Below are 26,203 nucleotides of genomic sequence, written 5' to 3'. Positions count from 1 at the left end.
GCGTCCCGCCGCGGCGGGTCCGGTCGCCGACCGGGCGGGAGGGGTGCTCCGCCGGCCGGCGCGGATGCCGGCGCGTGCGGGGTGGCGGACGGCTCGGTCATACGGCGCGGCCCCCGCCGGCCGGCCGCCCCTGCGCGTGCTCCGCAGCGGGCGACAGGGCCCACCAGGTACCCAGTCCCAGCACCAGAGCGGTCAGTACCGTCGACGGGCCGCCGATGTCGCCGTAGAGGAAGTCCACGCTCTGCCACACCAGCAGCGCGGTGGCCGCGGCGCCGCAGTCGCGTACCCCGCAGGCGGCCCCGCGGCTCCGTGCGGCACCCAGCCGGCGCAGCGCGCACACCAGCAGCGCCCCCCAGGCGCCGAGCAGCGCCACCGTGCCCACCAGGCCCTGTTCGCTCAGGACCAGCAGATACATGTTGTGCGGCGAGAGCAGCGGCTCCCGCTGGAAGGGGACTCCGGCGCCCGCCGCGTCGCTGCCCGAGGACAGCTCCAGCGCGGCATGCGTGTCACGGTGCTCGGGGAAGCCCTTGGGGCCGACACCGGTTGCGGGGGCCTGCTGCCAGATGTCCGTCGCCGCGCTCCAGAGGGTGTAGCGGTCCGTCACCGACCGGTCCGGCGAGGCCGAGACCTCGGTCATGCTGCCGACCCGCTGGGCCAACTCCTGCGTGGCCACCCCGAATCCGCCGACCAGCACCACACCGACCGCGGTCACGGCGGCGAGGGCGCACACGGTCGTGCGGATGCCGCGCAGCGCGAGGAGCAGCAGGCAGGCCGGCACCGTCGCGAGCCACGCCCCTCTGCTGTAGGAGAGGGCCAGCGGCAGCACCAGCGCGGCGGCCGAGCCCAGCGCGCAGGGGCGCAGCCAGCGCGGCGCACCGGCCGGCGGCACGAGCCCGCACGCCAGCGCGATCACCAGCCCGTATGCCACGGCCGTGGCCATGCCCATCACGTCCAGCGCGCCGAAGGTGCCCACCGCGCGGACCTCTTCGCCCTGGTAGGAGGCGCCGGTGCCGGTGGCGGCCTGGACGACGCCGATGCCGCCCTCCACCAGCGCCAGCAGCACCACCGCGCCGCACAGCAGCCGGGCGTCCCGCGCGTCGCGCAGCGCCAGCAGCACCGCACCCGGCACCAGGACGAAGAGCTGCAGGTACCGCACGAAGCCGGGCAGGCTCGCCGCGGGATCGGCCGAGGCGACCGTGGTCACGGCGAACGCCGCGGTCGGCGCGCCCAGCACCAGCGCCGCCGTCGGGGTCAGGACCCGGCGCGGGAGCCGCTCCCCGGTCCGCTGCCGGGCCCGGCCCCGCAGCAGTCCGATGGCGCACCACACCACGAGCACACCCGAGCTCAGGTCGGCTGGGGTCACTCCGCTGTGGCCGCCGGGGCCCGTGGTGTCCGGCGGTGCGCACAGCAGTCCCACCGTCACCAGCACCGGTACCACCGGCCGGTCCAGGCCGTAGCGCCGTACGGCGCGGCTCAGCGTGCTCCGGCCGTCCCGGGTGGCGGGCGGTGCGCTGTCCGCCACCGCGCTCACCGGCCCTCCAGACGGAAGAGGGAGGTCGCGGTGCGGCAGATGATCCGCACGTCCTGCCACAGTGACCAGGTCTCGATGTAGTGGTTGTCGAAGCGCGCCCGGTCCGCGATGGAGGTGTCGCCGCGCAGCCCGTGCACCTGGGCCAGCCCGGTGATGCCGACCGGGGTGCGGTGCCGCTGCGCGTAGCCGGGGTGCAGGCGGCTGAAGTGGCCCACGAAGTAGGGCCGCTCGGGCCGCGGCCCCACCAGGCTCATGTCGCCCCGCAGCACGTTCCACAGCTGCGGCAGCTCGTCCAGCGACGTGCGGCGCAGCAGCCGTCCGACGGGGCTGGTGCGCGCGTCCCCGGCGACCGACCACCGGGTCGCCGCCTCGTGGTCGTCCGCGGGCCGCACGCTGCGGAACTTCAGCAGGGTGAAGGGGCGTCCGTCCTGTCCGATGCGCTCCTGCCGGAAGAGCACGCCGGGCCCGTCCAGCACCCGGACCGCCAGCGCGCAGCCGGCCATCACCGGCGCCGCCAGCAGCAGCGCGGGGGCGACCAGCGTGATGTCCAGCAGCCGCTTGCGGAGGCCGGTGCGCGGTCGGGGGCAGTCGAGCGTCAGGCGCCGGCAGGAGAATCCCCACAGGTGCGCCTCGTCGGGCCGCCGGTGGCCGGAGGGGGCGTGCCCGCCGTGTGCGCCCAGTGCGCAACCGGGCCGGACCAGCCAGCCGTCGACCCCGCGGGCGCCCAGCATTCCGGCGAGTGCCGCGGAGTGCGGGTCCTCCCAGGGGGAGCGCAGGAAGACCGCGTCCCGCACGGCGTGCCGCGCCACCTCGCGCGCCACCTCCTCCGGCGTGGAGACGACGGGCAGCGGCGGGTGTGCGGCGCCGTCCGCCGGTTCGGTGCGACCGGTGCCGGGCAGCCTGCCGCCCGCGCCGTCGGGCCCGCCGCCGGAGCCGCCGGGGGCCGCGGCGTCGTCCGGTCCCGGCTCCACCAGTGCCGTCGGCCGCAGTCCGTACCGGGGCCGCTCGGCGAGTGCCGCGGTCACCGCGCGGGCGGTCTCGCCCCGCCCGATGATCAGGGCGCTCCGCGGGCGGAGCCGGCCGCGGCGGCGGCGCACCCCGTGCACGAGGGCGCGGAGTGCGCATACCAGCGCTGTGTTGGCGGCGACGCCCGCGAGCAGACCGGCCGGCCCCAGCGCCCCGGTGCGGTCGCACGCCGCGAGTACCGTGGCGCCGACGCACCAGGCCAGGGCCGCGCGCTTGCCGACGGCGGGGAGTTCGTCGAGTGCCTGCGGGTCGAGTCCGGGCCGGTAGAGGCCCCTTCGGGCGCACAGCACCGGCAGGCTCGCGCAGACCGGGGCCAGCAGCACCGGTGCCGCCTGCGGGCCCGCGCAGGCGAGGACGGCGGCGGCGGTCCCCGCCAGGTCGGCGGCGACCAGTGCCGACGCGCCGCCGTGGCGCCGCCGCCGGGTGGGGCCGGTGGGCTGCAGGGCGACCGGTTCGCGGGCCGACGGCAGCGACAGCGGCGCCGACCGCCCCTCCTGCGGGGCCGGTTCGCCTCCGGCGCCGGACACCGGCCGGGGGAGTACGGGGGTGGTGCGCACGGTGCCTTCGGCGGTCGCCGTCGCCGGGTCCGTCGAACTCCGCGCTTGCCGGGAGTCGTCCGTGCTGTCGGTGCTCATCTGCTGCAGGCTCCTTCCGCGGCGGGAACCGCCGCCGTCGCCGTCCGGTTCCGCAGCACGTCCCGGTACAGCTCCAGTACGGCCGTGGTGGTGGTCGTGATGTCGAACCGGGTGCGTACGTGCGCGTGCGCGGCGTCGGCCAGCTCCGCACGCAGCCGGGGGGCGAGGGCCAGGCGGGCCACCGCCTGCGCGAGCGCGTCGGGATCGGCGGGCGGCACCAGACAGTGGGCCTGCTGTCCGGGGGGCAGCAGTTCGCGGGACCCGGCTACGTCGCTGACCAGCACGGGCCGGTGGCAGGCCATCGCCTCCAGCGGGGTCAGGGCCATGCCCTCCCACAGCGAGGGCAGCACGACCAGGTCGGCTGCGGTGTACCAGTCGGCCACCGCGCCACTGGCACCGGCGAACACCACCCCGTCGGGTGCTGCTCGGCGCAGTTCCTCCCGGTCGGGCCCGTCGCCGACGAGTACCAGCCGGGCCTCCGGGACCCGGGCCGCCACCTGCGGCCAGGCGTGCAACAGGGTGCGCTGGCCCTTCTGTTCGCACAGCCGCCCGACGCACACCACCAGCACCGCCGAGGGCGGCAGCTCCGCCACTGTCGCGAGCGCCGGTGCCCGCGGGGCCGGGCGCGGCGGGGTCCCGTGTTCGGCCCGCGAGGCGGCGGAAGCCGTGAAGCGCGCGGTGTCGACGCCGTTGTGCACCACGGCCCACCGGGCCTCGATGCCGACGGCCGCGCCGGTCTGCCGCTCCGCCTCGCTCACGCACAGCACGCGGTCGGCCCATCGGGCGGCGTACCGCTCCCAGGCGCGGGCCAGGCGCGCGGTGCGTCCCGTCGCGGCCTCGAAGGACCAGGCGTGCGGCTGGTAGACGGTGGGCAACCGGCCGCGCACCGCGAGCCGCGCCGCGAGGCCCGCTTTGGCGCTGTGGGCGTGCACGAGGTCGGGACGTACGGTGTGCAACAGCCGTTGTACGCCGTAGACCTCCACCGCGATCCGGGCTCCCGGCTCCCGTACGGCCGGCCAGTGCAGGGTCCGAGCTCCCGCCGCTGCCGCGGCGTCCGCCAGTTCGCCGCCCGCGGGGCAGGCCACGACGACGTGCAGTCCCGCTTCGACCTGCGCCCGTGCGAGGTCGGCGACGACGCGTGCGACACCGCCCTCGACGGGCTGGGCGAGATGCAGGACGGTCAGCTCCCCGTGCGGCTCGCCGCCGCGGTGTGCAGTGCGCTGTGTCGGCAATTCCGGCATGGACGACTCCGCCTCCCGAGATGAAGCAGAGTGACCTTGACAAAATCCGACTGTCGAACCTGAGCGGCGCGCCGGATATCTTCCGGTTTTCACCGACTGGTCCCACGCGTGGCGGGTGCGACGTCCGCACATCCCCCTGAGCGCTCCGGCCATGGGAGACCGGCTGCCACCCCGGTTGACTGGTCGCACGGCCCGCTCGAACGGCGCGGGCACCGCGGAGAGCCGCCCAAAGCGGCCGGGAGGGGATGGACGTGCGCGTACTGCAAGGAGTTTCACTGCTGGGGGCCGTGCTGCTCACCGGCCTGAGCGCGGGCCTCTACTACGGGTTCGCGGTGGCGGTCTCGCCCGGCCTGCGGCGGGCCGGGGACCGGACCTTCGTGGAGGGCATGCAGCGCATCAACACCGCCATCCTCAACGGCTGGTTCCTGCTGCTGTTCGTCGGTTCGCTGCTGCTGATCGCCGCGGCCGGGGCGCTGCACCTGTGGGGCGGGGGCAGCAGGGCCGCGGTCCCCTGGATCGCGGCGGCGGCTGTGCTGTACATGGCGGTCCTGGTCGTCACCATGGCGTTCAACGTGCCGCTCAACGACGCGCTCGACGCCGGCGGCCTCCCGGACGGCGCGGAGCGGCTGGCCGCGCTGCGCGAGCGCTTCGAGAGCGGCTGGCACCGGTGGAACGTCGTCCGCACGGTCTGCAACACCGCCGCCTTCGGGTGTCTGGCCTGGGCGTTGGTGCGCTACGGGAACGGGGGCTCACCGAGGTGATGATCCTACGTACCCCTCACCCGATATGCGCAATTACCGAACCGCAGTCGCCCGTCCGATGTCCCTACCGTCCTACTTTCCTCCGCGGCCGAACCGCAGTGCCCGGACCAGCACGTCCAGCGCCTCGTCGGCCCAGCCGATGGCGTGCAGACCCGAGGTGAGGTTGGCGGGCGGCCGGTTGATGAGCGTGTCGTGGCGCACCAGCCGGGTGAAGTCGACCCGCACCGGGTCCGTGCGCGGCCGCCCGCCGTACGGGGTGCGGAACTCCACGCCCGCCTGCCGCATCACGTCGATCAGTTCCTGGGCCAGGATCCCGTAGGCGACCGTCGTCGGATGCACGCCGTCCAGCGAGAACAGCCCCCCGTCGCTGCGCCGGTCGCCGTCGCTCAGCAGGAACCGTGAGTTGGGCACCGGATCGAGTGCGCGCAGCTCGCGCGGCAGCGGATACGGCGTCCACCAGCCCGGCCGGGCCGCTTCGTCCTCGAAGTAGCGGCGGCAGGCCAGCCGGTCCAGCAGCCCCGCAGCGTCCAGCAGGAACCAGTCCCGTCCGGCCCGCCGCGCCGCGCGCACGGTCTCCGCCATGGCGTCGTTGTACTGGTCGATCGCCGCGTCCACGGCGGCGGCCTGCTCCCCGGTCAGATGCGGGTCGCACTCGGCGTCGAAGGCGCCGTCGTCGATCCAGGGGCGTGTGTAGTACGGGAAGTAGCGCGACCCGGGCTCCAGCTTGCCGTGCACACCGCGGGCGACCGGGGCGATCGTGACGTGCGGGACCGTGCACCAGATCACGTGCCGGGCCCGGATCCGGCCCACCGCATGTGCCAGGTGCCGCAGCTCGGCCGCGAAGTGCTCCGGCCGCCAGACCGTGAACCGCTTCTTCTCGTCCAGGTCGTCGTAGCCCTCCTCGCTCCAGGCCACCTTGAGCTCGACGACGGAGGAGAGCGCGTTGTTGGCACCGAGGAAGACGATCAGCGTCTCGATGCCGTGCTCCGGATCCAGCTCCCGCTCCTCGGCCTCCCCGGCGTCCCGCACGGCGGAGCCGGTCTGCTCGCCCAGCGCCGCCGCCGCACTCACCTGGGTGTGCGCCCCGGCGGCCGGGGGCCGGGTGGGGAGGGTGCGCAGCGCCGCGCGCTCGCCCGGATTGCCGACCACCTGGCGCACCAGATCGTCACTCGGGGTGTCGATCATGCTGCGGCACACATCGGCCGACTTGTCGAGCGCGTCGCGCAGGTCCCAGCCGAAGACGGCCAGGTTGTGGTTGATGGCGGTGCCCGCCGCGGGAGCGCACCCGCCGCCGCGTTCCCAGTAGTCCTCCACCTCGTCCATGAAGCGGCGGGCACGGAAGAGCACCGCAGGCGTGTCCCACCAGTCGACAGCCGGACCGCAGTGGTCCTCCAGGTCGCGCAGCAGCATCTCGAGGTTGAGCGGGAGTCCTCCCCGCCCCTCGAAGGAGGGGTGGCGGAACTGCTCCGCCCAGCCGAGCTCGTGCGCGATGATCGCCGGGTACGAGAGATCGGTCCGGAAGACGGCGCAGCTCTGAAAGCCCTGGGTGAGCGAGTCCCCGACGGTCACCAGCCGGTTGCGGGGCTCGCCGCGCCAGGAGGTGGCGACGGGGATGCCCAGGGTCGGGTCGGTGTAGGGCGCCCCGGGCTCCGCGCGCCCGGGCGCGAGCCCGGGGGCGGTGGTGGCGGGGTCCGGTGCGGATACGGGGTCCGGTGCGGTCATGTCACGCCCCTTGCCTGCCTGTGGGTGCCGTCCGATACGGCAGCCGATCCACTGAGCCGGGTCGACGACTCGCCGAGGAGTACGTGGCCTGCACAGCCGTGGTACCCGCGGAACCCGCCCGGCAACCGCGCCGGGGACGACGCAGCGCAGTGGAACGGTTCCGGAGCGTGTGGACTCCCCGGCCGGGCAAGGGCTCCCTCGGCGCTTCCGACGGCCTCGCTCGCGGATCACGCCGCACCCGCCGGGTACTCCGCGCAGCCCTCGCCGGGACCGGCGGTGCCCCCTGCGGAGAGGCCGCCGGCCGATGTGCGGTCCACGTCGCAGCGGCTGCAGTCACAACGGCGCGTGGTGTCCGGTCCCAGCTGCGGGGCCCTCCGTGCGCGCCGTCGGGGCGCCTGGCCCAGCTCACCGCACGGCAGTTCCTGATCGACGTCGGTCACGGTCATCCCTCGCCCTTCCGTGCGGCCACCGGCGGGGCGGCACTCGAAAGGGCGGTGCCGTGGCCACCTCCAGGGCGAGAGCGTCCTCACGGTCGGTGGGCGGCGCGGCGCTCGAGCGCGGAGCGTCCACCCGGCGCGCCCGGCACTCGGGGCGCGACGGCGCAGCCCGTGTGGGCCGGTCACTTCCGCGCTGTTCCCGGGCTTTCCGGCGTGCCGGACCGGTTCGTCGGCCGGCAGGAGCCAACTGCCGTACGAGAAAACGAGGTTGATGTCGTGGGCTGCCGTGCGCCGGGCCCGGCCGGGCACCGCGGTGCGGCGGACCACATGCGTCACAACAGCGCGGCCGAACACCAGCAGACACTCCGTCAACTCGCTTCCCTGGAACGGGACTCTGCGGGATCATCGCTCGCGGCAGTCAGGACCGGACCACCTCCGCCACCCGGAAGTGGCCCCTGCACGGGGATTGGGTGAACGCATGACCGAGATCCAGGAAAAGCCGGACAGCAGCGATCCCACCGCGGCCCGGCTCGCGGTCGCCGTCCACGTCGAGGCCGAGATCCTGCGACTCGGCCTGCGTGCCATGCTGCCCGGCCTGGCACCCGTGGAGCACGCCGAGGAGTTCACACACCCCGCCGCGCTGGAGCGGGCCCTGGCCGGCAACAGGTTCCACGTGCTCGTCCTCTCCAGCTCCACCAACGCCTCCGCCTCCCTCGGGCGCCTGCGCCACAACCATCCGGGACTGCGCACCCTGCTCCTCCTCGACCCGGTGGACGCCGCATCCGACTCGGCGCTCGCCCGGCTGCCCGCCGACGGCTACCTGCTGCGCGAGGAGCTGACCGCGGCGGCCCTGGAGCGGGCGCTCGCGCAGCTGGCGGCCGACGAGATGCCGATGCCGCTCCGGCTGGGACGCCGACTGCTCAGCCAGGCAGGCGAGTCGGCCCACCTGCTGCCCGCGCGCAGGGTGCGGCTGACCGCCCGCGAGTACGACGTGCTCACCCACCTGGTGGCCGGGCTCAGCAACAAGCAGATCGCCCGCCGCCTGCGGATCTCCGAACACGGCGTCAAGCGGCTGGTGAGCAGCGTGCTGCTGAAGCTGGGGGCCGCCAACCGCACGGCCGCCGTCGTCACGGCGATCAAACTCGGCCTGATCGACTGAGCGTCGAACTCCCCGTGCGTGCGGTGAGCCGCGTTGCTCCGGCCCGACCGGAGCAGGGTGCCTTCCGGCCCTGCCCGGGCGGCCGTTCCGCGGTGCCCTGACCACCGGGGCTACCCGATCGGCTACCCCCGTTCGCCCGGCCCGGTCCGGGTGCCCGTCCGGGGCTGTCGGCGGGCGCGCGGCGGACCGCAGGATGAGCGAAGCGGCTCGACGGACCCCCGGCCGCGGCCGCCCATCCCCGCTCGCCGAGAGGACCGCCAGATGAGCTGGAGGCATCAGGACCCCGCCGTCCTCGCGGATGCCGCCGTCAGCAGCGTCGCCCTCACCGCCGACCCGTCCGCGCAGTCGGCGGCCCCCGGCTTCTGGGTCTGGTCCAGGGACGCGCACCGCGCGGTCGCCGACGCCGTCCGCGCCCTCCCGGACGAACGCGTCCGCGCCCTCGCCGAAGCGGTCGTCGCCGAACCCGCGGACAGCGCCGCGTGCCGCGGACTGACGGCGCTGCTGACCGACCGGCTCGCCGGCGACCCCCAGCAGCCGGACACCGCACACCTGGCGGCCGCCGTCTGGGACGCCGAGACCCGCTCCCGGCTGCGGATGCAGACCGGCACCGAGCGGCCCGCGGGACTCGCCGCTCCCGGCGCCGCGGAGATCCTGCGCACCGCGCGGCCCGCCGCCGGTCCCACCGGCGAGGTGGACGCGGCGCTGGTCATCCCCTTCCGGGAGCGCGGCGAGGAAGGGGAGCGCACCCGCAACCTGGCGGCGGTACTGCACGCGCTCAACGACCAGAGCCATCCGCGCGACCGCTACCGCGTGGTCGTGGTCGAGGCGGACTCCCGGCCGCGCTGGGAGCACCTGTACGGCGCCCACTGCGACACCTACCTGTTCGCGCAGAACGCCGGTCCCTTCAACTACTCCTGGACGATCAACGCGGGCGTGGTGCACGGCGCCCGGCCCGCGGAGCTGATCTGCGTGCTCGAGGCCGACATCTTGGTCGACCGCGGCTTCGTGGCGCGGGCCGTCGAACGGTTCCGCACCCTGGGCACCCAGGCGCACTGGCCGTTCGAGGACATGCTCTATCTGGACGCCGCCTCCAGCCACCAGGCCGTCGGCGAACGCTGTCTGGAGGGTGCCGCAGCCGTGCGCCGGGACGCGCTGCGCGGCGTCTTCCTGCGCCGCACCCCGGGCGCCTGCGTCTGGCTCCGGGAGAGCCTCTTCTCCCGGATCGGCGGCTACGACGAGCGGTTCACCGCCGGATGGGGCGGCGCCGACAACGACTTCACCTGGCGGGCCGACCTGCACGGCGGCCTCGACCGGTACCGCGACGAGCACCTGGTGCACCTGCACCACGGGCGCGCCACCGACTGGTTCGACGCGGAGAACACGGGACCCGGCGCCTACGAGACCTTCCCCTGGTGCACCTGGCCGCCGGACTCCGAGATCGGCGACCTGGCGAAGTTCTCCACCCACCGGTCGCGCTGAGCGCAGCCACCCTCGACAGTCAGGGGAAACACCCATGGAACCAGTGGTCGGCATCGGCCCGGTCTCACGCTGCACCGTCGACGCGGCCCTCACCGTCGCCCGGCGCACCCGCACCCCGCTCATGCTCATCCCCAGCCGCCGCCAAGTGGACGCGGCCGAGTTCGGCGGCGGCTATCTGGGCTGGACCACAGCGGAGTTCGCCGCCCATGTCCAGGAGCGCGACCCGGACGGGCTGCTGCTCCTGTGCCGGGACCACGGCGGCCCCTGGATGCACACCGCCGAGGCCGGCATCGTCGAACCCGCCGAGGCACTGGACTCGTGCACGCGCTCCTTCACCGCCGACCTGGACGCCGGGTTCGGACTGCTGCACATCGACACCTCCGAGGGCCGCCCCGGCACCGGACCCGTCCCGGCGGCGACCGCCGCCGCGCGGCTCGTCGAGCTGTACGCGCGCTGCCACGCCGAGGCCGCGGCACGCGGTGCCGACGTCGCCTACGAGATCGGATTCGAGCCGCAGGACGTGTCCACCAACGATCCGGACGAGTTCAAAGCTGCCCTCCGGCTCGTGCTGGAGGGCATCGAGGCGGCCGGCGCGCCGCGGCCCCGCTATGTCGTCGCGCAGACCGGCACCAAGGTCGCCGAACTGCGCAACGTGGGCCGCTTCCACGATCCGGCGGCCCGCGAGGAGACGCTGCGCCAGGTCTCCACCCTGGCCGCCACCTGCCACCAGGAAGGCGTCCGCCTCAAGGCGCACAACTGCGACTACCTCACCGTGGAGGAGACGGCACTGCTGCTGCGCGCCGGGGTGGACGCGTTCAACGTCGCACCGGAGTACGGCGTCGCCGAGACCCGCGCGCTGCTGCGTGTGCTGGACGAGATGGCGCTGCCCCGGGCCAGGGAGGACTTCCTGCGGCTCGCCCACGACAGCGGCAAGTGGCGCAAGTGGATGCTGGATCCCACCACCGCCACCGACATCGAGCGGGCTGTCGTCGCCGGCCACTACGTCTTCGGCAGCGACGAGGGCCGGCGGATCCGTGCCGAGGCCGCCCACGCCCTCGCCTCGCGCGGCAGGGCACCGCTGGAGACGGTGCTCCGGGAGGCGGTGGCCGAACGGATCGAGTCCGCGCTGCGCGCGGTGGAGCGGGCGGGCGGGCTGCCGGCCGCGCGGACCGGCGGGGCCGGGCTGTGAGCGCCGCCGTGACCGACGTTTACGCGCCCGGCACACTCCAGGAGGCCGTCGACCGGGTCCTGCGGGTCCCGGACCGGCACCGCACCTTCACCAAGGACGCCGCCTTCGCGCAGGAGACCTGGGCCATCGGTCCCGCACTGCTCGAAGCGCTGCTCGACCACGGCCTGCCGCACCGCGGCCCGGCGGAGCGGCGCCGCTTCGAGCGCACCGACCTGCACAACATCAGCACCTGGCTGAACCTGCCCTCGCCCTACTTCCGTGCTCTGGCCCGCAAGGCGCGGGCGCTGGACGAGGCGGCCCGCTCCGGGGAGTCGCACCGCCACGAACTGGAGCTGCGGGCCGACTGCGCCGAGCCGGGCCACGCCGGGGAGTGCGCTTTCGCCCCCGTGCCCGGGGTGGCCGGCCGCAGCGAGCCGGGCAGTCTGCGCGAGACCGCGGCCGGTGCCTTCGCCGTGCGGACCCGGCTGCCCTCCGACACCCGGGTGTTCGACGAGGACCGCTCCGACCTGCTCTCCCTGGTCGCCGACTGGGAGCTGTACGTGCTGCCGGACGGGGTCATCGAGGACGAGGGTTTCGCCCGGGAGACCCGGCTGGCCAACTGCCTGATCCCCACCCGGCTGCTGCTGCGGGAGGCCGAGCGGCGCGGCCTCCGGGCCCGGCACGGTGCCGGGCTGCTGGTCGCGCCCCCCTTCGGCACGCTGCACCACTGGGTGGAGTTCGCGCTGGACGGCACCTGGGTCCCGGCCGACCCCGTGCTGCTGACGGCGTTCTCGCGTTGGGGGATGACCGATCCCGCGCACTGGCCCTACAACCGCTCGGTGGCCGGCATCGTCTGGCACCTGCTGACGTGGCCTCCCGAGGTGTTCTTCCCCGTCGTGCGGGACCGCGGTCTGCAGGCGCCGCTGCACGTCTCCGCACGCTGACCCGTCCGTCCCGCCTGTATCCGCGCCGGCCGACCGACCGCCGCGCCCCTCTCCCGGAAGGACCGCACATGGCCAGCCCCGCCACCGGAGCCCCCTTCACCTCCATCAGCGAGCCCGAGGACGACAGCGGGGCGCACGAGGCACGTCCGTCCCGCGAGGTCGCACCCGGCGTACGGGTCATCGGGTTCGCCGACACCAAGAAGGTCGTCAAGTTGTGGGGCCAGGAACGCTGGCTGCACGAGGAGGAGCCGGAGGGTCCCTACGGGTTCAAGTTCATCCGCATCAAGGCGGGCCACCGCACCTCCCTCCAGTACCACGAGCACAAACGGGAGAGCTACTTCATCCTGGAGGGCGAGGCGGTGATGCACTACCGCGTCACGCGGGAGGGCGAGAACCTGCGGCTGCCCATGCCCGCCGGGACGCTGGCGCACGTCGATCCCGGTGCGGTGCACCGGGTCGAAGGCGTCACCGACATCGTGCTGGTGGAGGTCTCCACCTACGACGACGGTTCGGACAACGTCCGCCTGGAGGACGACTACGGGCGCGGTGACGGCCGCATCGCCGACGAGCACGACGAGCACGGCGATCGCTGATGGGCGGCTCCACCGGCTCCACCGGCTCCACCGGCTCCACCGACCCCACTGCCGCCACCGTCCCCAAGTACCGCTACCCCGCGCAGTTCGAGGGCGGGGAGGAGGAGCTGCTGGCCCGGATCGGGGACCTGCTGCTGCGCGGTGGCTACGTACTGGGCGAGGAGGTGGCCGAGTTCGAACAGCGGCTGGCCGGCTACCTGGGCAGTGCGCACACCGTGGGGGTCAACTCCGGGACCGATGCGCTGATCCTCACCCTCGACGCGCTCGGCGTCGGCCCCGGGGACGAGGTGGTCACCGTCGCCAACTCCTTCCACGCGACCGCGCAGGCCATCGCCCGGCGCGGTGCCACCCCCGTGTACGTGGACTGCCGCGACGACGACTTCCTGATGGACCTCGACCGGCTCCCCGCGGCGTTCACGGAGCGCACCCGCGCCGTCATCCTCGTCCACATGTTCGGCAGAGCGGCGGACGTGCCCCGTGCCAGGCGGCTCGCCGGCGACGCCGGGGTCCTCCTGGTCGAGGACTGCGCCCAGGCCATCGGGGCCCGCAGCCACGGAGTACGGGTCGGCACCGCCTCGGCGGCCGGCTGCTGGAGCTTCGCGCCGTCCAAGAACCTGGCCGCGGCCGGGGACGCCGGGGCGGTCAGCGTCCAGGACGACGAGCTGGCCGAACGCCTGCGGCTGCTGCGGCACTTCGGGCAGTCGCGGCAGAACCGGCACGAGATCCTCGGCTACAACTCCCGCCTCGACACCCTGCAGGCCCTCGTCCTGCTGCACAAGCTCGACCGGCTCGACACCTGGAACGCCCGCCGCGCCGAGGCCGCCGCCACCTACCGGCGCCGACTGGCCGGGCTCCCGCTGCGTTTCCAGGAACCCGGCGAGGACGGCGAGCACGTCTACCACCTCTTCCAGGTCCGCACCCGGACCGAAAGCGAACGCGACGGCCTGCTTGCGCACTTGACGGCCGCGGGCGTGGACGCCGTCGTCCGCTATCCCACACCCCTTCCGCACCAGCCGGCCCTCGCCGGGCCCGCAGCGCGGCGCCACCCCTGCCCGGTCGCGGAGGAACTCGCCCGGCAGACCCTCTGCCTGCCCGTCCGGCCCGACCTGGACGCCCGGGAGATCGGCCAGGTGTGCGACGCGGTCACCGGCTACTTCACGTCCCGGGCGAGCAGCGGATCCGCCGGGTGACCCGGACAACCGGATGAGGGAGGTGCCGAACTGATGGAGACCCGCGTCGGCACAGCCGCCGACGACCGCGAGTTCGAGGGCTATCTGGCCCATACGCGGCACGCCTTCGGCAAGGTCCCCTACGACCACGCCACGCTGCGTGCGCATGGTGTCAGTGCCGTGGCCGTCCGCGGGACCCAGGTGCTGGGCGGCGGTCTTTTCCTCCCCTTCGACCAGCACTTCGGCGGCCGTCCGGTGCCCTCCGGGGGAGTGGCGTGGCTGGCCGTCGCCCCCTGGGAGCGCGGCGCCGGGCTCGCCCGCCGCCTGACGGAGGAGGGGACCGACCGCCTGCGCGCCGAGCACGGTGCCGTGCTGGCCTGTGCCTGGACCCCGGCACCCGGTCTCTACCGCCGCTGGGGTTGGGAGGCGGCCGCCGTCGCCTCCAGTTATGTGCTCCACCCCGCCGAACTGCCCGCACCGCGCTCCCGCTTCGAGACCGTCCGGCCCGACGAGGCCGCCTGCGCCCGGCTGCGGAACGTGCTGGGGCCCGGCTGGAACGGGACAGTGCGCCGGCCCGGCTGGTGGCACGGCTGGAAGCAGCGGACCACCCCCGGTGCGCTGACCCTCGGCGTGCTCCGGCGCGGGGGCGAGGGGGCCGACGGGGCCGACGGGGAGTTGGCCGGATACGCGACCGTCACCGTCGAACCGCACAGGCCCTGGGGCGTCGCCGCGGTCGTCCACGACCTGTGGCACGCCGAACTCGACGCGCTGCCCGCACTGCTGGCTGCCATCGGCGCCCGCTCGCCGCAGGTCCGCGAGATCCGCTTCCGCCGCTCCGTACTGCCCCGCCCCAGCCCGCTGCCGTGGGTGCTCGACCGGTACGCGGTACGCGAGGACGGCTGGTACCCGTGGATGCTGCAGCTGCTCGACGTGCCCGCCGCCCTGCAGGCCCGCGGCTGGGAGCCCCGGACACGCGGCGCCGTCCGCTTGGAGGTCGTCCGGCCCGAGGGCCGGGCGGAGCCCTACGCCCTCACCTTCGAGGAGGGGCGGATGCAGGCGCGGCGCGGCAGCATCCCCTCGGCCCGTACCGTGCGGCTGCCCTCGTCCACGCTGGCGGCCTGGTACGCGGGCGGCCTGCCGCTGCGGCACGCGGCCCGGCTGGGCACGGCCGCGGGCGACGTGCGCGATCTGGACCTGCTGGACGCGCTGGTCGCCGGTCCCGCGCCCTGGCTGCCCGAGAGCTTCTGAGATGACAGCACCCCCGCCCCAGGACCGAGGAGGCGTGATGCCAAAGCCCACCACGCTGCTCGTCATCGCCAAGGAGCCGCTGCCGGGCCGGGTCAAGACCCGCCTCGCACCCGCCTTCACCCCGCACGGCGCGGCGGCCCTCGCCGCCGCCGCGCTCACCGACACCCTGCGGGCCGTACTCGCCGCCCCGGCACGCCGCCGCGTCCTGGTCCTGGACGGCAGCCCGGGCCCCTGGCTGCCGGGCTCCGAGGAGGGCGGCGACACGATAGAGGTCGTACCGCAGGGCGGCGGCGGGCTGGACGAACGGCTGGCCGCCGCCTTCGCCCGGTGCGACGGCCCGGCGCTGCTCGTCGGCATGGACACCCCGCAACTCACTCCCCGGCTGCTGGCACCCGCCACCCGCGCGGACGCCTGGCTGCGGTGCGACGCCTGGTTCGGCCCCGCCGCCGACGGCGGCTTCTGGGCGCTCGGTCTGGCCGACCCCGACCCCGCGCTGCTGCGCGGCGTGCCCATGTCCACCGCCGCCACCGGCACGGCGCAGCGCGCCCGGCTGCTCGCCGCCGGACTGCGCGTCCAGGACCTGCCACAGCTGCGGGACGTGGACGAGCCGGGCGACGCGGCCGCAGTGGCCGCGCAGGCCCCGGCCACTCTGTTCGCGGCCGAACACGCCCGGCTGCTGCGGCAACCGCCTGCGAGACCCGCCGACCGTGACCGCGGCCCGGGGGCGGCGCGCAGGTGAGCGGAGGCACGCCGGCCGACGCCGGCTCCTGGACCGAGGACCCCTACACCGAGGCGCTTCTGCTGGGCCGCGGCCCGCTGTATCTGCGCGGCCCGGACGGCTGGTCGCTCACCCTGGAGGTGGAACGCTGGTGCGCGGTCGCCGACGCGGCCGACCTGACCGTCCTGGACCGCTGCCGGGGCACGGTGCTCGACATCGGCTGCGGGCCGGGCCGCATGGTGGCCGCCCTGCGCGAGTACGGGCACGCGCCGCTCGGCATCGATCTGAACGCCGCGGCGGTCGAGCGCACCCGGCGGCGCGGCGGACGGGCCCTGCGCCGCTCGGTCTTCGACCCGCTGCCCGCGTCCGGCGGCTGGGACACCGCGCTGCTGATCGACGGCAACGTCGGTATCGGCGGTGACCCGGTGCTGCTGCTGCGTCGCATCGGCCAGTTGGTGCGCCCCGGCGGGCTGCTCCTGGTGGAGGTGGCCGGGGAGGACGTGGACGAGCGGTGCCAGGTGCGGATGGAGAACGCCCGCGGCGGTGCCGGAACCCCCTTCCGCTGGGCCCGCCTGGGCACCGCGGCCCTGCACCGGACGGCCCGCGCCGCCGGGTGGACGCCGGAGGACACCTGGTCCAAGGACACCCGCGAGTTCACCGCGCTGCGCCGCGACCGCGTGGAGCACCCGGCATCCGGACAGCGGGTGGACCCGGTATCCGGGTAGCAAGCGAGGGACCCGTCACCCCACCGGACCGCGCGCCCAAGCCCGCCGCGCACGCACTGGCCCGGGTCGCGGCCGAGTACCGGGCGGACCCGCATCGCCCGCTGCCGCGTACGACGGCGCTGGTGCTCGAACCGGACGCCGAGGGGCCGGGTCCGCGCCGTACGGCCTGCGCGCCGGGCGGCCGCTTCTTCGAGGCATGGGCAGCGCTGGCGGCCGAGGGGGTGCGGCCCGCCGTCGTCCTGGCCCGCGACGCGGAGGACCCCGCCCGCCTGGCGGCGCGCGGCATCACCACGACCGTGCACCCTGATGAGGTGCCCACGCTGCGCCGTGCCATGATCCAGGGGTGACCGGAAGCGGCGGACCAGCGGTGCCGCCCGCACCGAGCCCCGCGCGAAAGGACGCCCGTTGAAGGGGAACTGGCCCGGTGGCACGATGCGTGCCGCCCGCATCACCGGCATCGGACAGACCGATCTGGCCACCGTTCCGGTACCCGCACCCGAGCCGGGCACCGTACTGGTGCGGACGCGGCACGCGGGGATCTGCGGCACGGATCTGGAGATCCTGCACGGCACCTCGGCGTTCCTCCAGGACGGCCGCCTCACCTTCCCGCACGTCTTCGGCCACGAGTGGCACGGCGAGGTGGTCGCCTATGCCGGGGAACCGCCCGCGGACGCTCCCGCGGTCGGCTCGTCGGTGGTGGGGCGCACGATGGTGCCCTGCGGCCGCTGCGCCCGCTGCCACGCCGGACGCGCCCAGATGTGCACCGCGCTGCGGGAGACGGGGCTCTACGGGCTGCAGGGCGGCGCCGCGGAGTACGTACGGGTGCCCGTGCACGCGCTCACACCGCTGCCGTCCGGGCTGCCGGACGCGGCGGGCGCGCTGATCGAGCCGGCGGTCTCGGTGGTGGAGGCGTTCGAGCGGGCGCGGCTGCGCTTCGACGACCGGGTGGCCGTGCTCGGCACCGGCACCATGGGGCTGCTGGCGGTCCAGTTCGCGCACCGCCAGGCCGCCCGGGTGGACGCGGTCGGCATCGACCGGGCGGGCCTGGACCTGGCTCTGCGCTGCGGAGCCGACGCGGCGCACCACGCCGACGAGGCACCGCAGGGGGAATACTCCCTGGTCGTGGAGGCGTCGGGGGCCGCGGACGCCTTCACCGGCGCGCTGCGGATGGCGGAGCGGGGCGGCCGGGTCGCCCTGGTGGGGGTGGCCAGGGAACCGGTCTCCTTCGTCCCCGGCGAACTGTCCCTCAAGGGCGTGGACGTGCTCGGCATCCAGCACGGCATCGCGCACTACGACCGCGCGGTGGAACTCTTCGAACGGGGCGTCCTGGCGGCGGAGCCGCTGGTCGCCGAGGTACTGCCGGCGGCGTCCGGGGAGTCGGTGAGCGCGGCCTTCGCCCTTCTGGAGCGGGGCAGAAGCGGACCGCCGAAGGTCCTGTTGGCCTTCGACGGCCCGCAGCCGCGGGGCGGGTCAGCGCGCTGAGCGGGAGGCTCCCGCGAACAGCCGGGCCAGTGCCCGGAAGGGGAGCGTGACGACAGTGGCGATGGCACCGCCGATCGCCCGCAGTACATCGGCCAGGGCGCGGAACATCGTTGCCTCCAGGGGAGCGGTGCTGTCTCGGTCGCGGCACGGGTGGCCGCCGCGCCGAAAAGCAAACCCCTCTCACCACAGCGACATCGGACGGTCTCCTCCCTGCGCCGGGAGGGCGCCCCGCTCGAAGTCGAGCAGGTGCCGCTTGCGCTCGATACCGCCGCCGTACCCGGTCAGGCTCCCGGTGGAGCCGACGACCCGGTGGCAGGGGACGACGATGCTGAGCGGGTTGCGTCCGTTGGCCAGCCCGACGGCGCGGGCGGCACCCGGCCTGCCGATCCGCTCGGCGAGCTGCCCGTAGGAGAGCGTCCGGCCGTAGGGGATGTCGCACAGCGCGTCCCAGACGGTGCGCTGGAAACCGGTCCCCTCGGCGGCGTGCGACAGGGTGAACTCCGTGCGTTCCCCCGTGAAGTACTCCTCCAGCTGCTCCACCGCCCGGCCGAAGGCGCTCGGGTCGCTCGTGCCGAACGTCTCCTGGGCGGGACGGTGCCGCTGCTTGTCCATGTAGACGGCGGACAGGGTGCCGTCGGTGGCGACCAGGGTCAGCGGGCCGACGGGGCTGTCGATGACGGTGTGCGTGCGGTGCATGGCGCGTCCCTTCTGCGTTCCCCTCCAGTCTCGCCGTTCGCACACCGGCGGACCGGCGGAAATGCGACATCACTCTGGCCGCCGCGGGGTCAGTCCGCCCAGCGGGCCCGCGCCGCCGCCACCCGCTCGCGGTACTCCGCGTAGCCCTGCTCGTACCGGGCCCGGTCGGCCTCCTCCGGCTCCACCAGCCGGTATCCGGCGTGCCACTGCTCCTCGTCGACCGGGTCGCCGAGCGCGGCGCGGGCCACCAGGGCGGCGCCTTTGGCCCCTACCTCCGGCTCGGCCGGCACCCGTACCGGGCGGCCGAGGATCCCGGCGAAGATCCGCATCCAGCCGGGGGAGCGGGTGCCGCCACCGCACGCGGCCGGGGTCCGCGACAGTCCCGCGGTCTCCAGGCAGTGCCGTGCCGCGTAGCCGACCGCCTCGCACATGGCCCGCACCAGATCGGCCCGGCCGTGCGCCAGGGACATGCCCTCGAAGGATGCCCGCGCGACGGGCGCGACGAACGGTGCCCGCTCGCCCGCCTCGGACAGGAACGGCAGCGCCACCACCCCGCGGGCCCCGGCGGGGCTGCTGTCCAGCAGGGTCTCCAGGTCCCCGGTGGACGCGCCGACCATGCCCAGGGCCCAGTCGATCCCTGCCGTGCCGACCATCGCGGGCAGCGCCCGCAGCCAGCGGTCCGGCTGCGGGGTGCACAGCCACATCCCGGCAGGTTCGCCGTCCGGGTCCCGCTCCACGCGGTCGGTGAGCACCTGGCAGGCCAGTGTCGTGCCCACCGTCAGCAGGCCGTCGCCCACCTCCCGCACTCCGCTGCCGAGGGCGCAGGCGGGCAGGTCGTAGGGGCCGGAGGTGACCGGCAGCCCGGCGGGCAGGCCCAGCAGCCCGGCTCCCTCGCCGTCGAGGGCCAGTACGGTGTGCGGTGCGGCGGGCGGGGGCAGCAGCGCGGCCGCCTCCTCGACGCCGCAGGCGGCCAGCGCCGGGGGCACGTAGGCACGGGTGGCCGGGTCGAGGAAGGGCAGCGTGGCGTCGGAGGCGTCCACCCCGACGGTGCCGGTCAGCCGCTGGGCCACCGCGTCGACGCAGTAGCCGGCGACCGCCGCGCGCTCCAGCGCCTCGGGCTCGTGTGCGCGCAGCCAGGCCAGCAGGGGGGCGTGGCAGCCGGGGAACAGGCCGGACCCGGTGTGCCGGAAGACCTCGGCCACGGTGCCGTCCCGCTGCCAGCCCTCGACCAGCGGCGCCGCCCGGCCGTCCATCCAGGAGATCATCCGCCGTACGGCCCGCCCCCGTGTGTCGCGCAGCCACAGCCCGTCGCCCTGCCCGGTCAGGGCGAGGGCCGCGGGCGGTCCCGGCAGCGCGCCGGCCACCTCCGCGACGACCTCGGCGACGCCGCTCAGCACCTCTTCCAGATCCTGCTCGACGCGGCCGCCGGGGCTCCGCAGCAGGGTGGAGGGGCGGGCGGCGGCATGCAGGCGGGTGCCGTCGCGGCCGAAGGCGACGGCTTTGGTGACGGAGGTGCCGATGTCGACACCGATGATCGCCCCAGCGGTTTCGGTCATGGCCGTTCGCCCTTCCGGTTGCGGTAGCTCGCACTATCCTCACATCAAAGTTGTTATATTTATAGCGCTACGCGTGAAGAAGCCCAACAGGCCGAGGGTGTGCGCCGCGCCGCACCCGTCCCTCGCCACGAAGTCCCTGGAGGACGCATGACCGCCCGGCTCCTGCTCGTCCGGCACGGCCAGACCGTCTGGCACGCCGAGAACCGGTACGCCGGGATCTCCGACATCGCCCTGACCGAGGTCGGACGGCAGCAGGCCGAGGACTTGGCCGGGTGGGCCCTCGCCCGGTCCCGGCAGGAGCCGATCGGTGCCGTGGTCAGCTCCCCGCTGGAGCGGGCCCGGCGGACGGCGCGGCCCGCCGCGCGGGCCCTGGGGCTGCGGCCCGCCGTGCACGAAGGGCTGCGCGAGAGCGACTTCGGCTGGGGCGAGGGCCGCACCCTCGCGGAACTGGCGGCCGACGACCCCGAGCGGGTGCGCGCCTTCGAGCGGGATGCGGAGAGCGGGGCCTTCCCCGGTTCCGAGCCGCCCACGGTCGTCGCGTCCCGGGTGTGCGCGGCGCTGCGCGAGGTGGCGGCCGCGCACGACGGGCGCACGGTGGTCGTGGTCGCGCACAACACCGCCTTCCGGATCGCCCTGTGCGCACTGCTGGGCATCCCGGTCGGGCGCTACCGGCAGGTGCTGCCGAGGCTGGAGAACGCGGCCGTCACCGAGATCGACGTGGACGGCGGGCGGACGGCGCTGCGCGCGCTGAACGTCCCCACCGGCACGGGTGCGGCGACCGCACCGGCGGAGGCCGGGCAGGCCGCCGCCGATCGGGCGGGGGAGCGGCCGTGAGCGGACCCGGTCCGTCCGGCGGTTCCGCGCGCTCGCAGCAGCGCCGCAGGCAGCGCATCTCCGAGCACGTCCTCCGGCGCGGAACGGTGCCCGTCGGCGAGCTGGCCCAGGCCATGGGCGTCAGTGTGATGACGGTGCACCGCGACCTGGAGGCACTGGCCGCGCGCGGCGTGCTGCGGCGCTTCCGCGGCGGCGTCTCCGCGCTGCCCACCAGCGTCTTCGAGAGCAACCTCGACTACCGGCTCGGTGTCCAGGTGGCGGAGAAGGAGGCCGTTGCGCGGGCCGCGGCCGAACTGGTCGAGCCCGGCATGTCGGTGATGCTGGACGACTCCACCTCGGTGCTGGCGCTGGCCGCGCTGATGCGCGAGCGGACCCCGCTGACCGTGCTGACCAACGCCCGCCGCGTGCTGCAGGTGTTCGCGGAGTGCGAGGAGGTGCGGCTCGTCGCGCTGGGCGGCGAGTACTCGCGCACGCACGACTCGTTCCTGGGCGTCCCCTGTGTGGAGGCCATCGAGGCGATGTCGGTGGACCTGGTGCTGGTCAGCACGTCGGCGATGAACGCGCACATGACCTTCCACCAGGAGCAGGACGTGGTGCTGGTCAAGCGCGCCATGCTCGCCTCCGGGGCGCGCACGGCGCTGCTGATGGACCGCTCCAAGGTCGCCCGCACGGCGCTGCACCGGCTGTGTCCGGTCGCCGACTTCGACCACGTCGTCGTGGACGACGGGGTGCCCGGCGGCCTGCTGGCCGAGCTGCGGGAGCACACCGAGGTACGGGTCGCCGAGGTGAGCGGATGAGCCGCGGCCGCGAAATCACACGCTGAGCGTGAAATTAACACCATGACTGAAAGGGATGCCATGCACAGCCCAGCCGCGTCCGGAGTCACCGCCCCCGGCCCCTCGGCGGACCCGGTCGTCGCCGGGATCGACGTCGCCACCGCAGCCGTCCGGGTCGTCTGCGTGAACGCCCGCGGCGCAGTGCTCGCCGAGGGCGGCGCCGCGCTGCCGCGGCCGGTCCGGGACGGGAGCGGACGCAGCGAGCAGGACGCCACCCGCTGGTGGCCCGCCGCGGCACAGGCACTGCGCCGGGCCACCGCAGCACTGCCCGCTCACGGTGCCGAGGTGCGCGCCGTCGCAGCCTCCGCCACCTCCGGAACCCTCGTGCTGGCGGACGCGGCGGGCCGGCCGCTGGGCCCGGCACTGATGTACGACGACCGCCGGGCCGCGGACCTCAACAGCGCGGCGCAGCGCAGCGGCGCAGCGCGCTGGCGGGCCCTCGGGCTCACGGTGGGACCCACCGCGGCGCTGGGCCGCACCGCCTGGTACGCCCGGCACGCGGCCGACTTCCCGGGCGCCGCGCGGGTGATCCACACTCCCGAGCTGCTCGGCCGCCGCCTCACCGGGCAGCCGGTCGCCGCCGACTGGAGCCACGCACTCAAGACCGGCTACGACCCGCGCACGGCCGAATGGCCGGCGGAGGTCCTGGACGCGCTGGGCATCCCGGCGGACTGGCTGCCCCCGGTCCGGCCGCCGGGCACCCGTGCCGGCACCGTCTGCGCCGAGGCGGCCGCGGAGACCGGGCTCCCCGCGGGCTGCGAGGTACGCCTCGGGATGACCGACGGCTGCGCGGGGCAGCTCGCCACCGGCGCGGTGGCCCCGGGCCAGTTCGTCGGCGTCCTGGGCACCACCTACGTCCTCAAGGGGGTCACCCGCGAGCTGGTCACCGATCCGGCCGGCGCCTTCTACAGCCATCGGCACCCGGACGGCTGGTGGCTGCCCGGCGGTGCCGCCAACACCGGGGGCGAGGCGCTGGCCCACCGCGCCGCCGCACACCTGCCGGGGCTCGACGAGGCGGCGGCCGCACGCGGACCCGCCTCCTGCGTCAGCTATCCGCTGCGCCGCGAGGGCGAGCGCTTCCCGTTCGTGGCGGGCGCCGCGCGCGGCTTCCTGCTGGGCACCCCCGCCGACGACGCCGACCGGCACCGCGCGGACCTGGAGGGGGTGGCCTTCCTCGAACGGCTCGCCCTGGAGCGGATCAGGGCCCTGGGGGTGCCCGTCACGGCTCCGCTGTACGCGGCGGGCGGGGGCAGCCGCAGCCCGCTGTGGAACCGGATCCGCGCCACCGTGCTGGACCTGCCGCTCCAGGTGGCCGACCGCGCGGAGACCGCCTTCGGGGCCGCCCTGCTGGCCGCCGCCGGCACCCTGCACCCCTCGCTGGAGAAGGCGGCCGCGGCGATGACGGGGGAGGGGCGCCTGATCGAGCCGGTCCCGGAGGAGAAGGCCGCCCTGGACGACTCCTACGCGCGCTTCACCGAGGAGCTGGCGGCGCGGGGCTGGCGGTAGTGCCGGCAGCCGCGGCGGGAGCGCGAGGAGCCGTGCGGTCCGGTCGGTCCCGCTCCGTGCCCGGACTCAGAACGGGTGCCAGCGGACCGCCGGGTCGGACGCGCGCAGCGAGTCCACCCTGCGCCGGAACTCGCTCAGGGCCGCGGGATTGCCGGGGGCGTGCTGGGAGACCCATGCGCAGCTGGCGGTCTCCCGCGCCCCGCGGAGCACTCCACACCCCTCCCATGCGCGCACGTCCCAGCCGTAGCCGGCGCAGAACGACTCGTACTCCGCGGCCGGCAGCCCGTACCGGTCGCGGCTGAGCGCCATCACGACCAGATCGTGCTCGCGCAGATCGGAGGAGAACGTCTCCAGGTCCACCAGCAGCGGCCCCTGCGGGGTGATGTGGACGTTGCGCGGCAGGGCGTCCCCGTGCAGCGGGCCGGGCGGCAGGTGGGGGACGAGTCCGGGCAGCGCGGCGAGGATGTCGTCCCGGCGCGCCCGCAGGAACGCCGCGTCCTCGCGCGGCACCGCGTCCCCGGCCAGTCGCAGCCAGCGCTCGATGCCGCCGAGCAGTTCCCGGGGCGGCAGCGCGAACGGGGGTTCGGGCAGCGCGTGTACGAGCCGCAGCAGCCCGGCCAGGTCCGCCGGCCCGGCCGGGCGCACCGCGGCGGGCAGCCGCTGCCAGAAGGTGACCGGGTGCCCGCCGACCAGGCGGGCCTCCGGCTCCGCCGCGCGGACGGCGGGCACGCCCTCGCTCTCCAGCCAGGTGGCGACTCGCAGCTCGTGCTCGGCGCGGGCGAGCAGCTGCGCGTCCCGGCCGACCCGTACGACGGTCCCGTCCAGCGCGAAGACGGCGTTCTCGCCGAGGGACAGCAGTTCCGCCGTGCCGCCGGCACCGTTCGTCGCGGCGGCCAGCACCTCCCGCGCCAGGTCCTCGGTGAATGCCACGCTGGTCGCCATCGCCTCTGCTCCCTGCTCTCGTCGGTCCTCCCCTCCAGGCTGTCAGGGTGCCCGGCGGGGCCGTCGCGCAGCCCCGTGTCGAATGCGGCGTATCTCTCACTCCGCGGCTGCAACCGCCGGCCCTCCGGAGAGGTCTGCCTGTATGACAAGCACGGTGAAAACGGGCAGTTGGGAGCAGAAGTGCACAGCACGCGGGGTGGCAGGCCGGCGACCGTGGCGACAGCTGCCGCGGTGGGAACCGTGGCCGTCGGGCTGTTGACGGCGTTCGTCGGGACGGACGCGGGGGCGTCCGCCGCGGACCGGCATCCGGGCTGGGAGCAGAGTGTGCGCGCCGCGCGCGCGGGCCAGGACGCCGCCGCACCGGCGGAGAAGCAGTCCGGCGCCGGGCGGGCGAAGCCCAAGGCTCCTCCGCGGAAGGTCAGCCGGACGATCAGCCATCACACGGCGGACGGCGGACGCGCGGTCTCGCTCACCCTGGACGACGGCCCGCACCCGGAGTGGACGCCCAAGACGTTGGACCTGCTGCGGCAGTACCACGTGAAGGCGACCTTCTGCCTGATAGGCCCGAACGCGGAGCGCCATCCCGGTCTCGTCAAGCGGATCGTCGCCGAGGGGCACCGGTTGTGCGACCACTCCGTCGACCACGACACGGGGATGGACCACAAGTCGGCCGACTACCAGAAGCGGCAGATACTCGACGCGAAACGCATGATCGACAAGGCGTCGGGGGGTGCGCCGGTCCACTACTACCGTGCGCCGGGCGGGGCCTTCACCCCCACCAGCCGGCGGGTGGCGGCCGAGCACGGGATGCGGCCGCTGGGCTGGATCGTCGATCCGGGGGACTGGCAGCTCCCGGGGACCGACGCGATAGTGCGGCACGCCAAGGAGCAGGTGGAGGACGGTGCGGTCATCCTCTTCCACGACGGGGGCGGCGACCGGTCCGAGACCTACGAGGCGCTGCGTCGGCTGCTGCCCTGGCTCAAGAGCCAGGGCTACGGCTTCGGCTTCCCGAAGGCTTGACCGTCCCCCGTCAGCCGCTAAAGTCTAGACCAATCCCCACTGTGTGCTCTCCCCCCACCGAAGGAGCTGAGATGCACCGAACATCGCGTACCAGAAGGAAGTTAGCGGCCCTGGCGGGCGCCGGTCTCGCCCCGGTCCTGGCTCTCGGTCTCACCGCGACCCCGGCCTCCGCGCACGGCTGGATCACCAACCCGGCCAGCAGGCAGGCCCAGTGTGCCAACGGCACCGTCTCCTGCGGCTCGATCAAGTGGGAGCCGCAGAGCGTCGAGGGCCCCAAGGGACTCAAGGACTGCGCGGGCGGCAACGAACGCTTCGCCGACCTGCGCGACGACAACAAGGGCTGGAAGGTCACCGACGTCGGCAGCTCGGCCACCTTCAACTGGAAGCTGACCGCCCGGCACCGCACCACCACCTGGCAGTACTTCATCGGCAACACCAAGATCGCCGAGTTCGACGACGGGGGAGCGCAGCCTCCGCAGTACGTCTCCCACCACGTCGGATTCCAGGGCTTCACCGGTAAGCAGAAGGTGCTCGCGGTCTGGAACGTCGCGGACACGGCGAACGCCTTCTACGCCTGCGTCGACGTCAACATCGGCGGCTGACGCCTCTTCCCCCTCCCGGCCGGGCGGCTCCCCACCACCTCCGGCCGGGAGGCGCCCGCCTCGGCCGGGCGGCCCGCTCCCGGTCGGAGCCGGGGGCCGTTCGGGCGGGCCGGGACCTGCACGAGCAGCGCGCCGATGTGTCTCGGTGAACAGGGCGCCTCGCCGTTGCCGCC

General features: G+C 75.0%; 25 protein-coding genes. 17 read left to right on the top strand and 8 right to left on the bottom strand.

The window, feature by feature from the left end; all coding sequences use genetic code 11:
- Positions 1–97 precede the first annotated feature (97 nt).
- Genes ACFYNS_RS05530 through ACFYNS_RS05520 form a run of 3 tightly spaced genes read right to left on the bottom strand, consistent with a single transcriptional unit; the run spans position 98 to position 4,433 of the window.
- The gene (locus tag ACFYNS_RS05530) at positions 98–1,531 is read right to left on the bottom strand and encodes an O-antigen ligase family protein (RefSeq protein WP_360303791.1); all 1,434 of its coding nucleotides are present in this window, start codon (positions 1,529–1,531) and stop codon (positions 98–100) included.
- A complete protein-coding gene (locus ACFYNS_RS05525; RefSeq protein WP_388600980.1) occupies positions 1,528–3,192 on the bottom strand; it encodes a sugar transferase in 1,665 nt (554 codons plus the stop codon). The genes ACFYNS_RS05530 and ACFYNS_RS05525 overlap by 4 nt, the downstream gene beginning before the upstream one ends.
- Complete coding sequence (locus tag ACFYNS_RS05520; protein WP_388600977.1) at positions 3,189–4,433, bottom strand: glycosyltransferase family 4 protein; 1,245 nt, start codon at positions 4,431–4,433, stop codon at positions 3,189–3,191. Before ACFYNS_RS05520 ends, ACFYNS_RS05525 begins: the two co-directional genes overlap by 4 nt.
- 245 nt (positions 4,434–4,678) lie before the next feature.
- Between ACFYNS_RS05520 and ACFYNS_RS05515 the strand changes: the two genes are divergently transcribed.
- On the top strand, positions 4,679–5,194 hold the full coding sequence (locus ACFYNS_RS05515) for a DUF1772 domain-containing protein (protein ID WP_388600974.1): 516 nt from the start codon (positions 4,679–4,681) through the stop codon (positions 5,192–5,194).
- Between the two features lie 72 nt (positions 5,195–5,266).
- Here ACFYNS_RS05515 and ACFYNS_RS05510 read toward each other — a convergent pair whose 3' ends face one another.
- Positions 5,267–6,916: a hypothetical protein gene (locus ACFYNS_RS05510; RefSeq protein ID WP_388600972.1), complete on the bottom strand. Its 1,650-nt coding sequence runs from the start codon at positions 6,914–6,916 to the stop codon at positions 5,267–5,269.
- Between the two features lie 915 nt (positions 6,917–7,831).
- Between ACFYNS_RS05510 and ACFYNS_RS05505 the strand changes: the two genes are divergently transcribed.
- The 11 genes from ACFYNS_RS05505 to ACFYNS_RS05455 all read left to right on the top strand — a co-directional run bounded on the left by ACFYNS_RS05505 (position 7,832) and on the right by ACFYNS_RS05455 (position 18,038).
- On the top strand, positions 7,832–8,512 hold the full coding sequence (locus ACFYNS_RS05505; protein ID WP_360295755.1) for a response regulator transcription factor: 681 nt from the start codon (positions 7,832–7,834) through the stop codon (positions 8,510–8,512).
- A gap of 261 nt (positions 8,513–8,773) precedes the next feature.
- Complete coding sequence (locus tag ACFYNS_RS05500) at positions 8,774–9,991, top strand: glycosyltransferase family 2 protein (RefSeq protein ID WP_388600969.1); 1,218 nt, start codon at positions 8,774–8,776, stop codon at positions 9,989–9,991.
- A gap of 34 nt (positions 9,992–10,025) precedes the next feature.
- Positions 10,026–11,180 carry a class II D-tagatose-bisphosphate aldolase non-catalytic subunit gene (locus tag ACFYNS_RS05495; protein WP_360295761.1) on the top strand — a complete coding sequence of 385 codons (1,155 nt, stop codon included), beginning with the start codon at positions 10,026–10,028 and terminating at the stop codon, positions 11,178–11,180.
- An 8-nt stretch (positions 11,181–11,188) separates the two neighbouring features.
- Complete coding sequence (locus ACFYNS_RS05490) at positions 11,189–12,103, top strand: hypothetical protein (RefSeq protein ID WP_388600966.1); 915 nt, start codon at positions 11,189–11,191, stop codon at positions 12,101–12,103.
- A 68-nt stretch (positions 12,104–12,171) separates the two neighbouring features.
- Positions 12,172–12,696 (top strand): cupin domain-containing protein, encoded by a 525-nt coding sequence (locus ACFYNS_RS05485; protein ID WP_388600964.1) that lies wholly within the window; start codon positions 12,172–12,174, stop codon positions 12,694–12,696.
- Positions 12,696–13,886 carry a DegT/DnrJ/EryC1/StrS family aminotransferase gene (locus ACFYNS_RS05480; protein ID WP_388600961.1) on the top strand — a complete coding sequence of 397 codons (1,191 nt, stop codon included), beginning with the start codon at positions 12,696–12,698 and terminating at the stop codon, positions 13,884–13,886. The genes ACFYNS_RS05485 and ACFYNS_RS05480 overlap by 1 nt, the downstream gene beginning before the upstream one ends.
- A gap of 33 nt (positions 13,887–13,919) precedes the next feature.
- A complete protein-coding gene (eis, locus tag ACFYNS_RS05475; protein WP_388600959.1) occupies positions 13,920–15,113 on the top strand; it encodes an enhanced intracellular survival protein Eis in 1,194 nt (397 codons plus the stop codon).
- A gap of 37 nt (positions 15,114–15,150) precedes the next feature.
- Positions 15,151–15,852 carry a DUF2064 domain-containing protein gene (locus tag ACFYNS_RS05470; RefSeq protein ID WP_360295775.1) on the top strand — a complete coding sequence of 234 codons (702 nt, stop codon included), beginning with the start codon at positions 15,151–15,153 and terminating at the stop codon, positions 15,850–15,852.
- Entirely contained in the window at positions 15,849–16,556 is a 708-nt protein-coding gene (locus tag ACFYNS_RS05465) for a methyltransferase domain-containing protein (RefSeq protein ID WP_360295778.1), read from the top strand. The genes ACFYNS_RS05470 and ACFYNS_RS05465 overlap by 4 nt, the downstream gene beginning before the upstream one ends.
- Before the next feature lie 122 nt (positions 16,557–16,678).
- Positions 16,679–16,903, top strand: a complete 225-nt coding sequence (locus ACFYNS_RS05460; protein WP_360295780.1) for a hypothetical protein — start codon at positions 16,679–16,681, stop codon at positions 16,901–16,903.
- A gap of 58 nt (positions 16,904–16,961) precedes the next feature.
- A complete protein-coding gene (locus ACFYNS_RS05455) occupies positions 16,962–18,038 on the top strand; it encodes an alcohol dehydrogenase catalytic domain-containing protein (RefSeq protein WP_360295783.1) in 1,077 nt (358 codons plus the stop codon).
- Here ACFYNS_RS05455 and ACFYNS_RS05450 read toward each other — a convergent pair.
- The 3 genes from ACFYNS_RS05450 to ACFYNS_RS05440 all read right to left on the bottom strand — a co-directional run bounded on the left by ACFYNS_RS05450 (position 18,027) and on the right by ACFYNS_RS05440 (position 20,290).
- Positions 18,027–18,146 (bottom strand): LPFR motif small protein, encoded by a 120-nt coding sequence (locus tag ACFYNS_RS05450; protein WP_019357684.1) that lies wholly within the window; start codon positions 18,144–18,146, stop codon positions 18,027–18,029. The genes ACFYNS_RS05455 and ACFYNS_RS05450 overlap by 12 nt on opposite strands.
- Positions 18,147–18,218: 72 nt before the next feature.
- Entirely contained in the window at positions 18,219–18,734 is a 516-nt protein-coding gene (locus ACFYNS_RS05445) for a methylated-DNA--[protein]-cysteine S-methyltransferase (protein WP_360295786.1), read from the bottom strand.
- Between the two features lie 89 nt (positions 18,735–18,823).
- Complete coding sequence (locus tag ACFYNS_RS05440) at positions 18,824–20,290, bottom strand: FGGY-family carbohydrate kinase (protein ID WP_360295788.1); 1,467 nt, start codon at positions 20,288–20,290, stop codon at positions 18,824–18,826.
- 147 nt (positions 20,291–20,437) lie between these two features.
- Between ACFYNS_RS05440 and ACFYNS_RS05435 the strand changes: the two genes are divergently transcribed.
- Genes ACFYNS_RS05435 through ACFYNS_RS05425 form a run of 3 tightly spaced genes read left to right on the top strand, consistent with a single transcriptional unit; the run spans position 20,438 to position 23,466 of the window.
- A complete protein-coding gene (locus ACFYNS_RS05435; protein ID WP_360295791.1) occupies positions 20,438–21,124 on the top strand; it encodes a histidine phosphatase family protein in 687 nt (228 codons plus the stop codon).
- Positions 21,121–21,921: a DeoR/GlpR family DNA-binding transcription regulator gene (locus tag ACFYNS_RS05430; protein WP_360295793.1), complete on the top strand. Its 801-nt coding sequence runs from the start codon at positions 21,121–21,123 to the stop codon at positions 21,919–21,921. Before ACFYNS_RS05435 ends, ACFYNS_RS05430 begins: the two co-directional genes overlap by 4 nt.
- Before the next feature lie 60 nt (positions 21,922–21,981).
- Positions 21,982–23,466 (top strand): FGGY family carbohydrate kinase, encoded by a 1,485-nt coding sequence (locus tag ACFYNS_RS05425; RefSeq protein WP_360295814.1) that lies wholly within the window; start codon positions 21,982–21,984, stop codon positions 23,464–23,466.
- A 66-nt stretch (positions 23,467–23,532) separates the two neighbouring features.
- On the opposite strand, the gene ACFYNS_RS05420 is transcribed toward ACFYNS_RS05425, so the two are convergent.
- Positions 23,533–24,408 (bottom strand): aminoglycoside phosphotransferase family protein, encoded by an 876-nt coding sequence (locus ACFYNS_RS05420; protein ID WP_388600953.1) that lies wholly within the window; start codon positions 24,406–24,408, stop codon positions 23,533–23,535.
- A 213-nt stretch (positions 24,409–24,621) separates the two neighbouring features.
- On the opposite strand from ACFYNS_RS05420, the gene ACFYNS_RS05415 reads away from it, so the two are divergent.
- Together ACFYNS_RS05415 and ACFYNS_RS05410 are read left to right on the top strand one after the other, a co-directional pair.
- Complete coding sequence (locus tag ACFYNS_RS05415; RefSeq protein ID WP_388600951.1) at positions 24,622–25,428, top strand: polysaccharide deacetylase family protein; 807 nt, start codon at positions 24,622–24,624, stop codon at positions 25,426–25,428.
- A gap of 71 nt (positions 25,429–25,499) precedes the next feature.
- Positions 25,500–26,030 carry a lytic polysaccharide monooxygenase auxiliary activity family 9 protein gene (locus ACFYNS_RS05410; RefSeq protein ID WP_360295802.1) on the top strand — a complete coding sequence of 177 codons (531 nt, stop codon included), beginning with the start codon at positions 25,500–25,502 and terminating at the stop codon, positions 26,028–26,030.
- Positions 26,031–26,203: the final 173 nt, after the last annotated feature.

Origin of the sequence: Streptomyces sp. NPDC006925, from assembly GCF_042869575.1 — a bacterium.
Taxonomy (GTDB): domain Bacteria; phylum Actinomycetota; class Actinomycetes; order Streptomycetales; family Streptomycetaceae; genus Streptomyces.
Note: the sequence above shows the minus strand (reverse complement) of the source record. Positions and strands in the feature narration are given on the sequence as shown.

Coding starts and splice junctions, on each gene's coding strand:
- ACFYNS_RS05525 (WP_388600980.1), bottom strand. CDS start 3,192: ATGAGCACCGACAGCACGGACGACTCCCGGCAAGCGCGGAGTTCGACG.
- ACFYNS_RS05520 (WP_388600977.1), bottom strand. CDS start 4,433: ATGCCGGAATTGCCGACACAGCGCACTGCACACCGCGGCGGCGAGCCG.
- ACFYNS_RS05515 (WP_388600974.1), top strand. CDS start 4,679: ATGGACGTGCGCGTACTGCAAGGAGTTTCACTGCTGGGGGCCGTGCTG.
- ACFYNS_RS05510 (WP_388600972.1), bottom strand. CDS start 6,916: ATGACCGCACCGGACCCCGTATCCGCACCGGACCCCGCCACCACCGCC.
- ACFYNS_RS05505 (WP_360295755.1), top strand. CDS start 7,832: ATGACCGAGATCCAGGAAAAGCCGGACAGCAGCGATCCCACCGCGGCC.
- ACFYNS_RS05500 (WP_388600969.1), top strand. CDS start 8,774: ATGAGCTGGAGGCATCAGGACCCCGCCGTCCTCGCGGATGCCGCCGTC.
- ACFYNS_RS05495 (WP_360295761.1), top strand. CDS start 10,026: ATGGAACCAGTGGTCGGCATCGGCCCGGTCTCACGCTGCACCGTCGAC.
- ACFYNS_RS05485 (WP_388600964.1), top strand. CDS start 12,172: ATGGCCAGCCCCGCCACCGGAGCCCCCTTCACCTCCATCAGCGAGCCC.
- ACFYNS_RS05480 (WP_388600961.1), top strand. CDS start 12,696: ATGGGCGGCTCCACCGGCTCCACCGGCTCCACCGGCTCCACCGACCCC.
- eis (WP_388600959.1), top strand. CDS start 13,920: ATGGAGACCCGCGTCGGCACAGCCGCCGACGACCGCGAGTTCGAGGGC.
- ACFYNS_RS05470 (WP_360295775.1), top strand. CDS start 15,151: ATGCCAAAGCCCACCACGCTGCTCGTCATCGCCAAGGAGCCGCTGCCG.
- ACFYNS_RS05450 (WP_019357684.1), bottom strand. CDS start 18,146: ATGTTCCGCGCCCTGGCCGATGTACTGCGGGCGATCGGCGGTGCCATC.
- ACFYNS_RS05445 (WP_360295786.1), bottom strand. CDS start 18,734: ATGCACCGCACGCACACCGTCATCGACAGCCCCGTCGGCCCGCTGACC.
- ACFYNS_RS05440 (WP_360295788.1), bottom strand. CDS start 20,290: ATGACCGAAACCGCTGGGGCGATCATCGGTGTCGACATCGGCACCTCC.
- ACFYNS_RS05435 (WP_360295791.1), top strand. CDS start 20,438: ATGACCGCCCGGCTCCTGCTCGTCCGGCACGGCCAGACCGTCTGGCAC.
- ACFYNS_RS05425 (WP_360295814.1), top strand. CDS start 21,982: ATGCACAGCCCAGCCGCGTCCGGAGTCACCGCCCCCGGCCCCTCGGCG.
- ACFYNS_RS05420 (WP_388600953.1), bottom strand. CDS start 24,408: ATGGCGACCAGCGTGGCATTCACCGAGGACCTGGCGCGGGAGGTGCTG.
- ACFYNS_RS05410 (WP_360295802.1), top strand. CDS start 25,500: ATGCACCGAACATCGCGTACCAGAAGGAAGTTAGCGGCCCTGGCGGGC.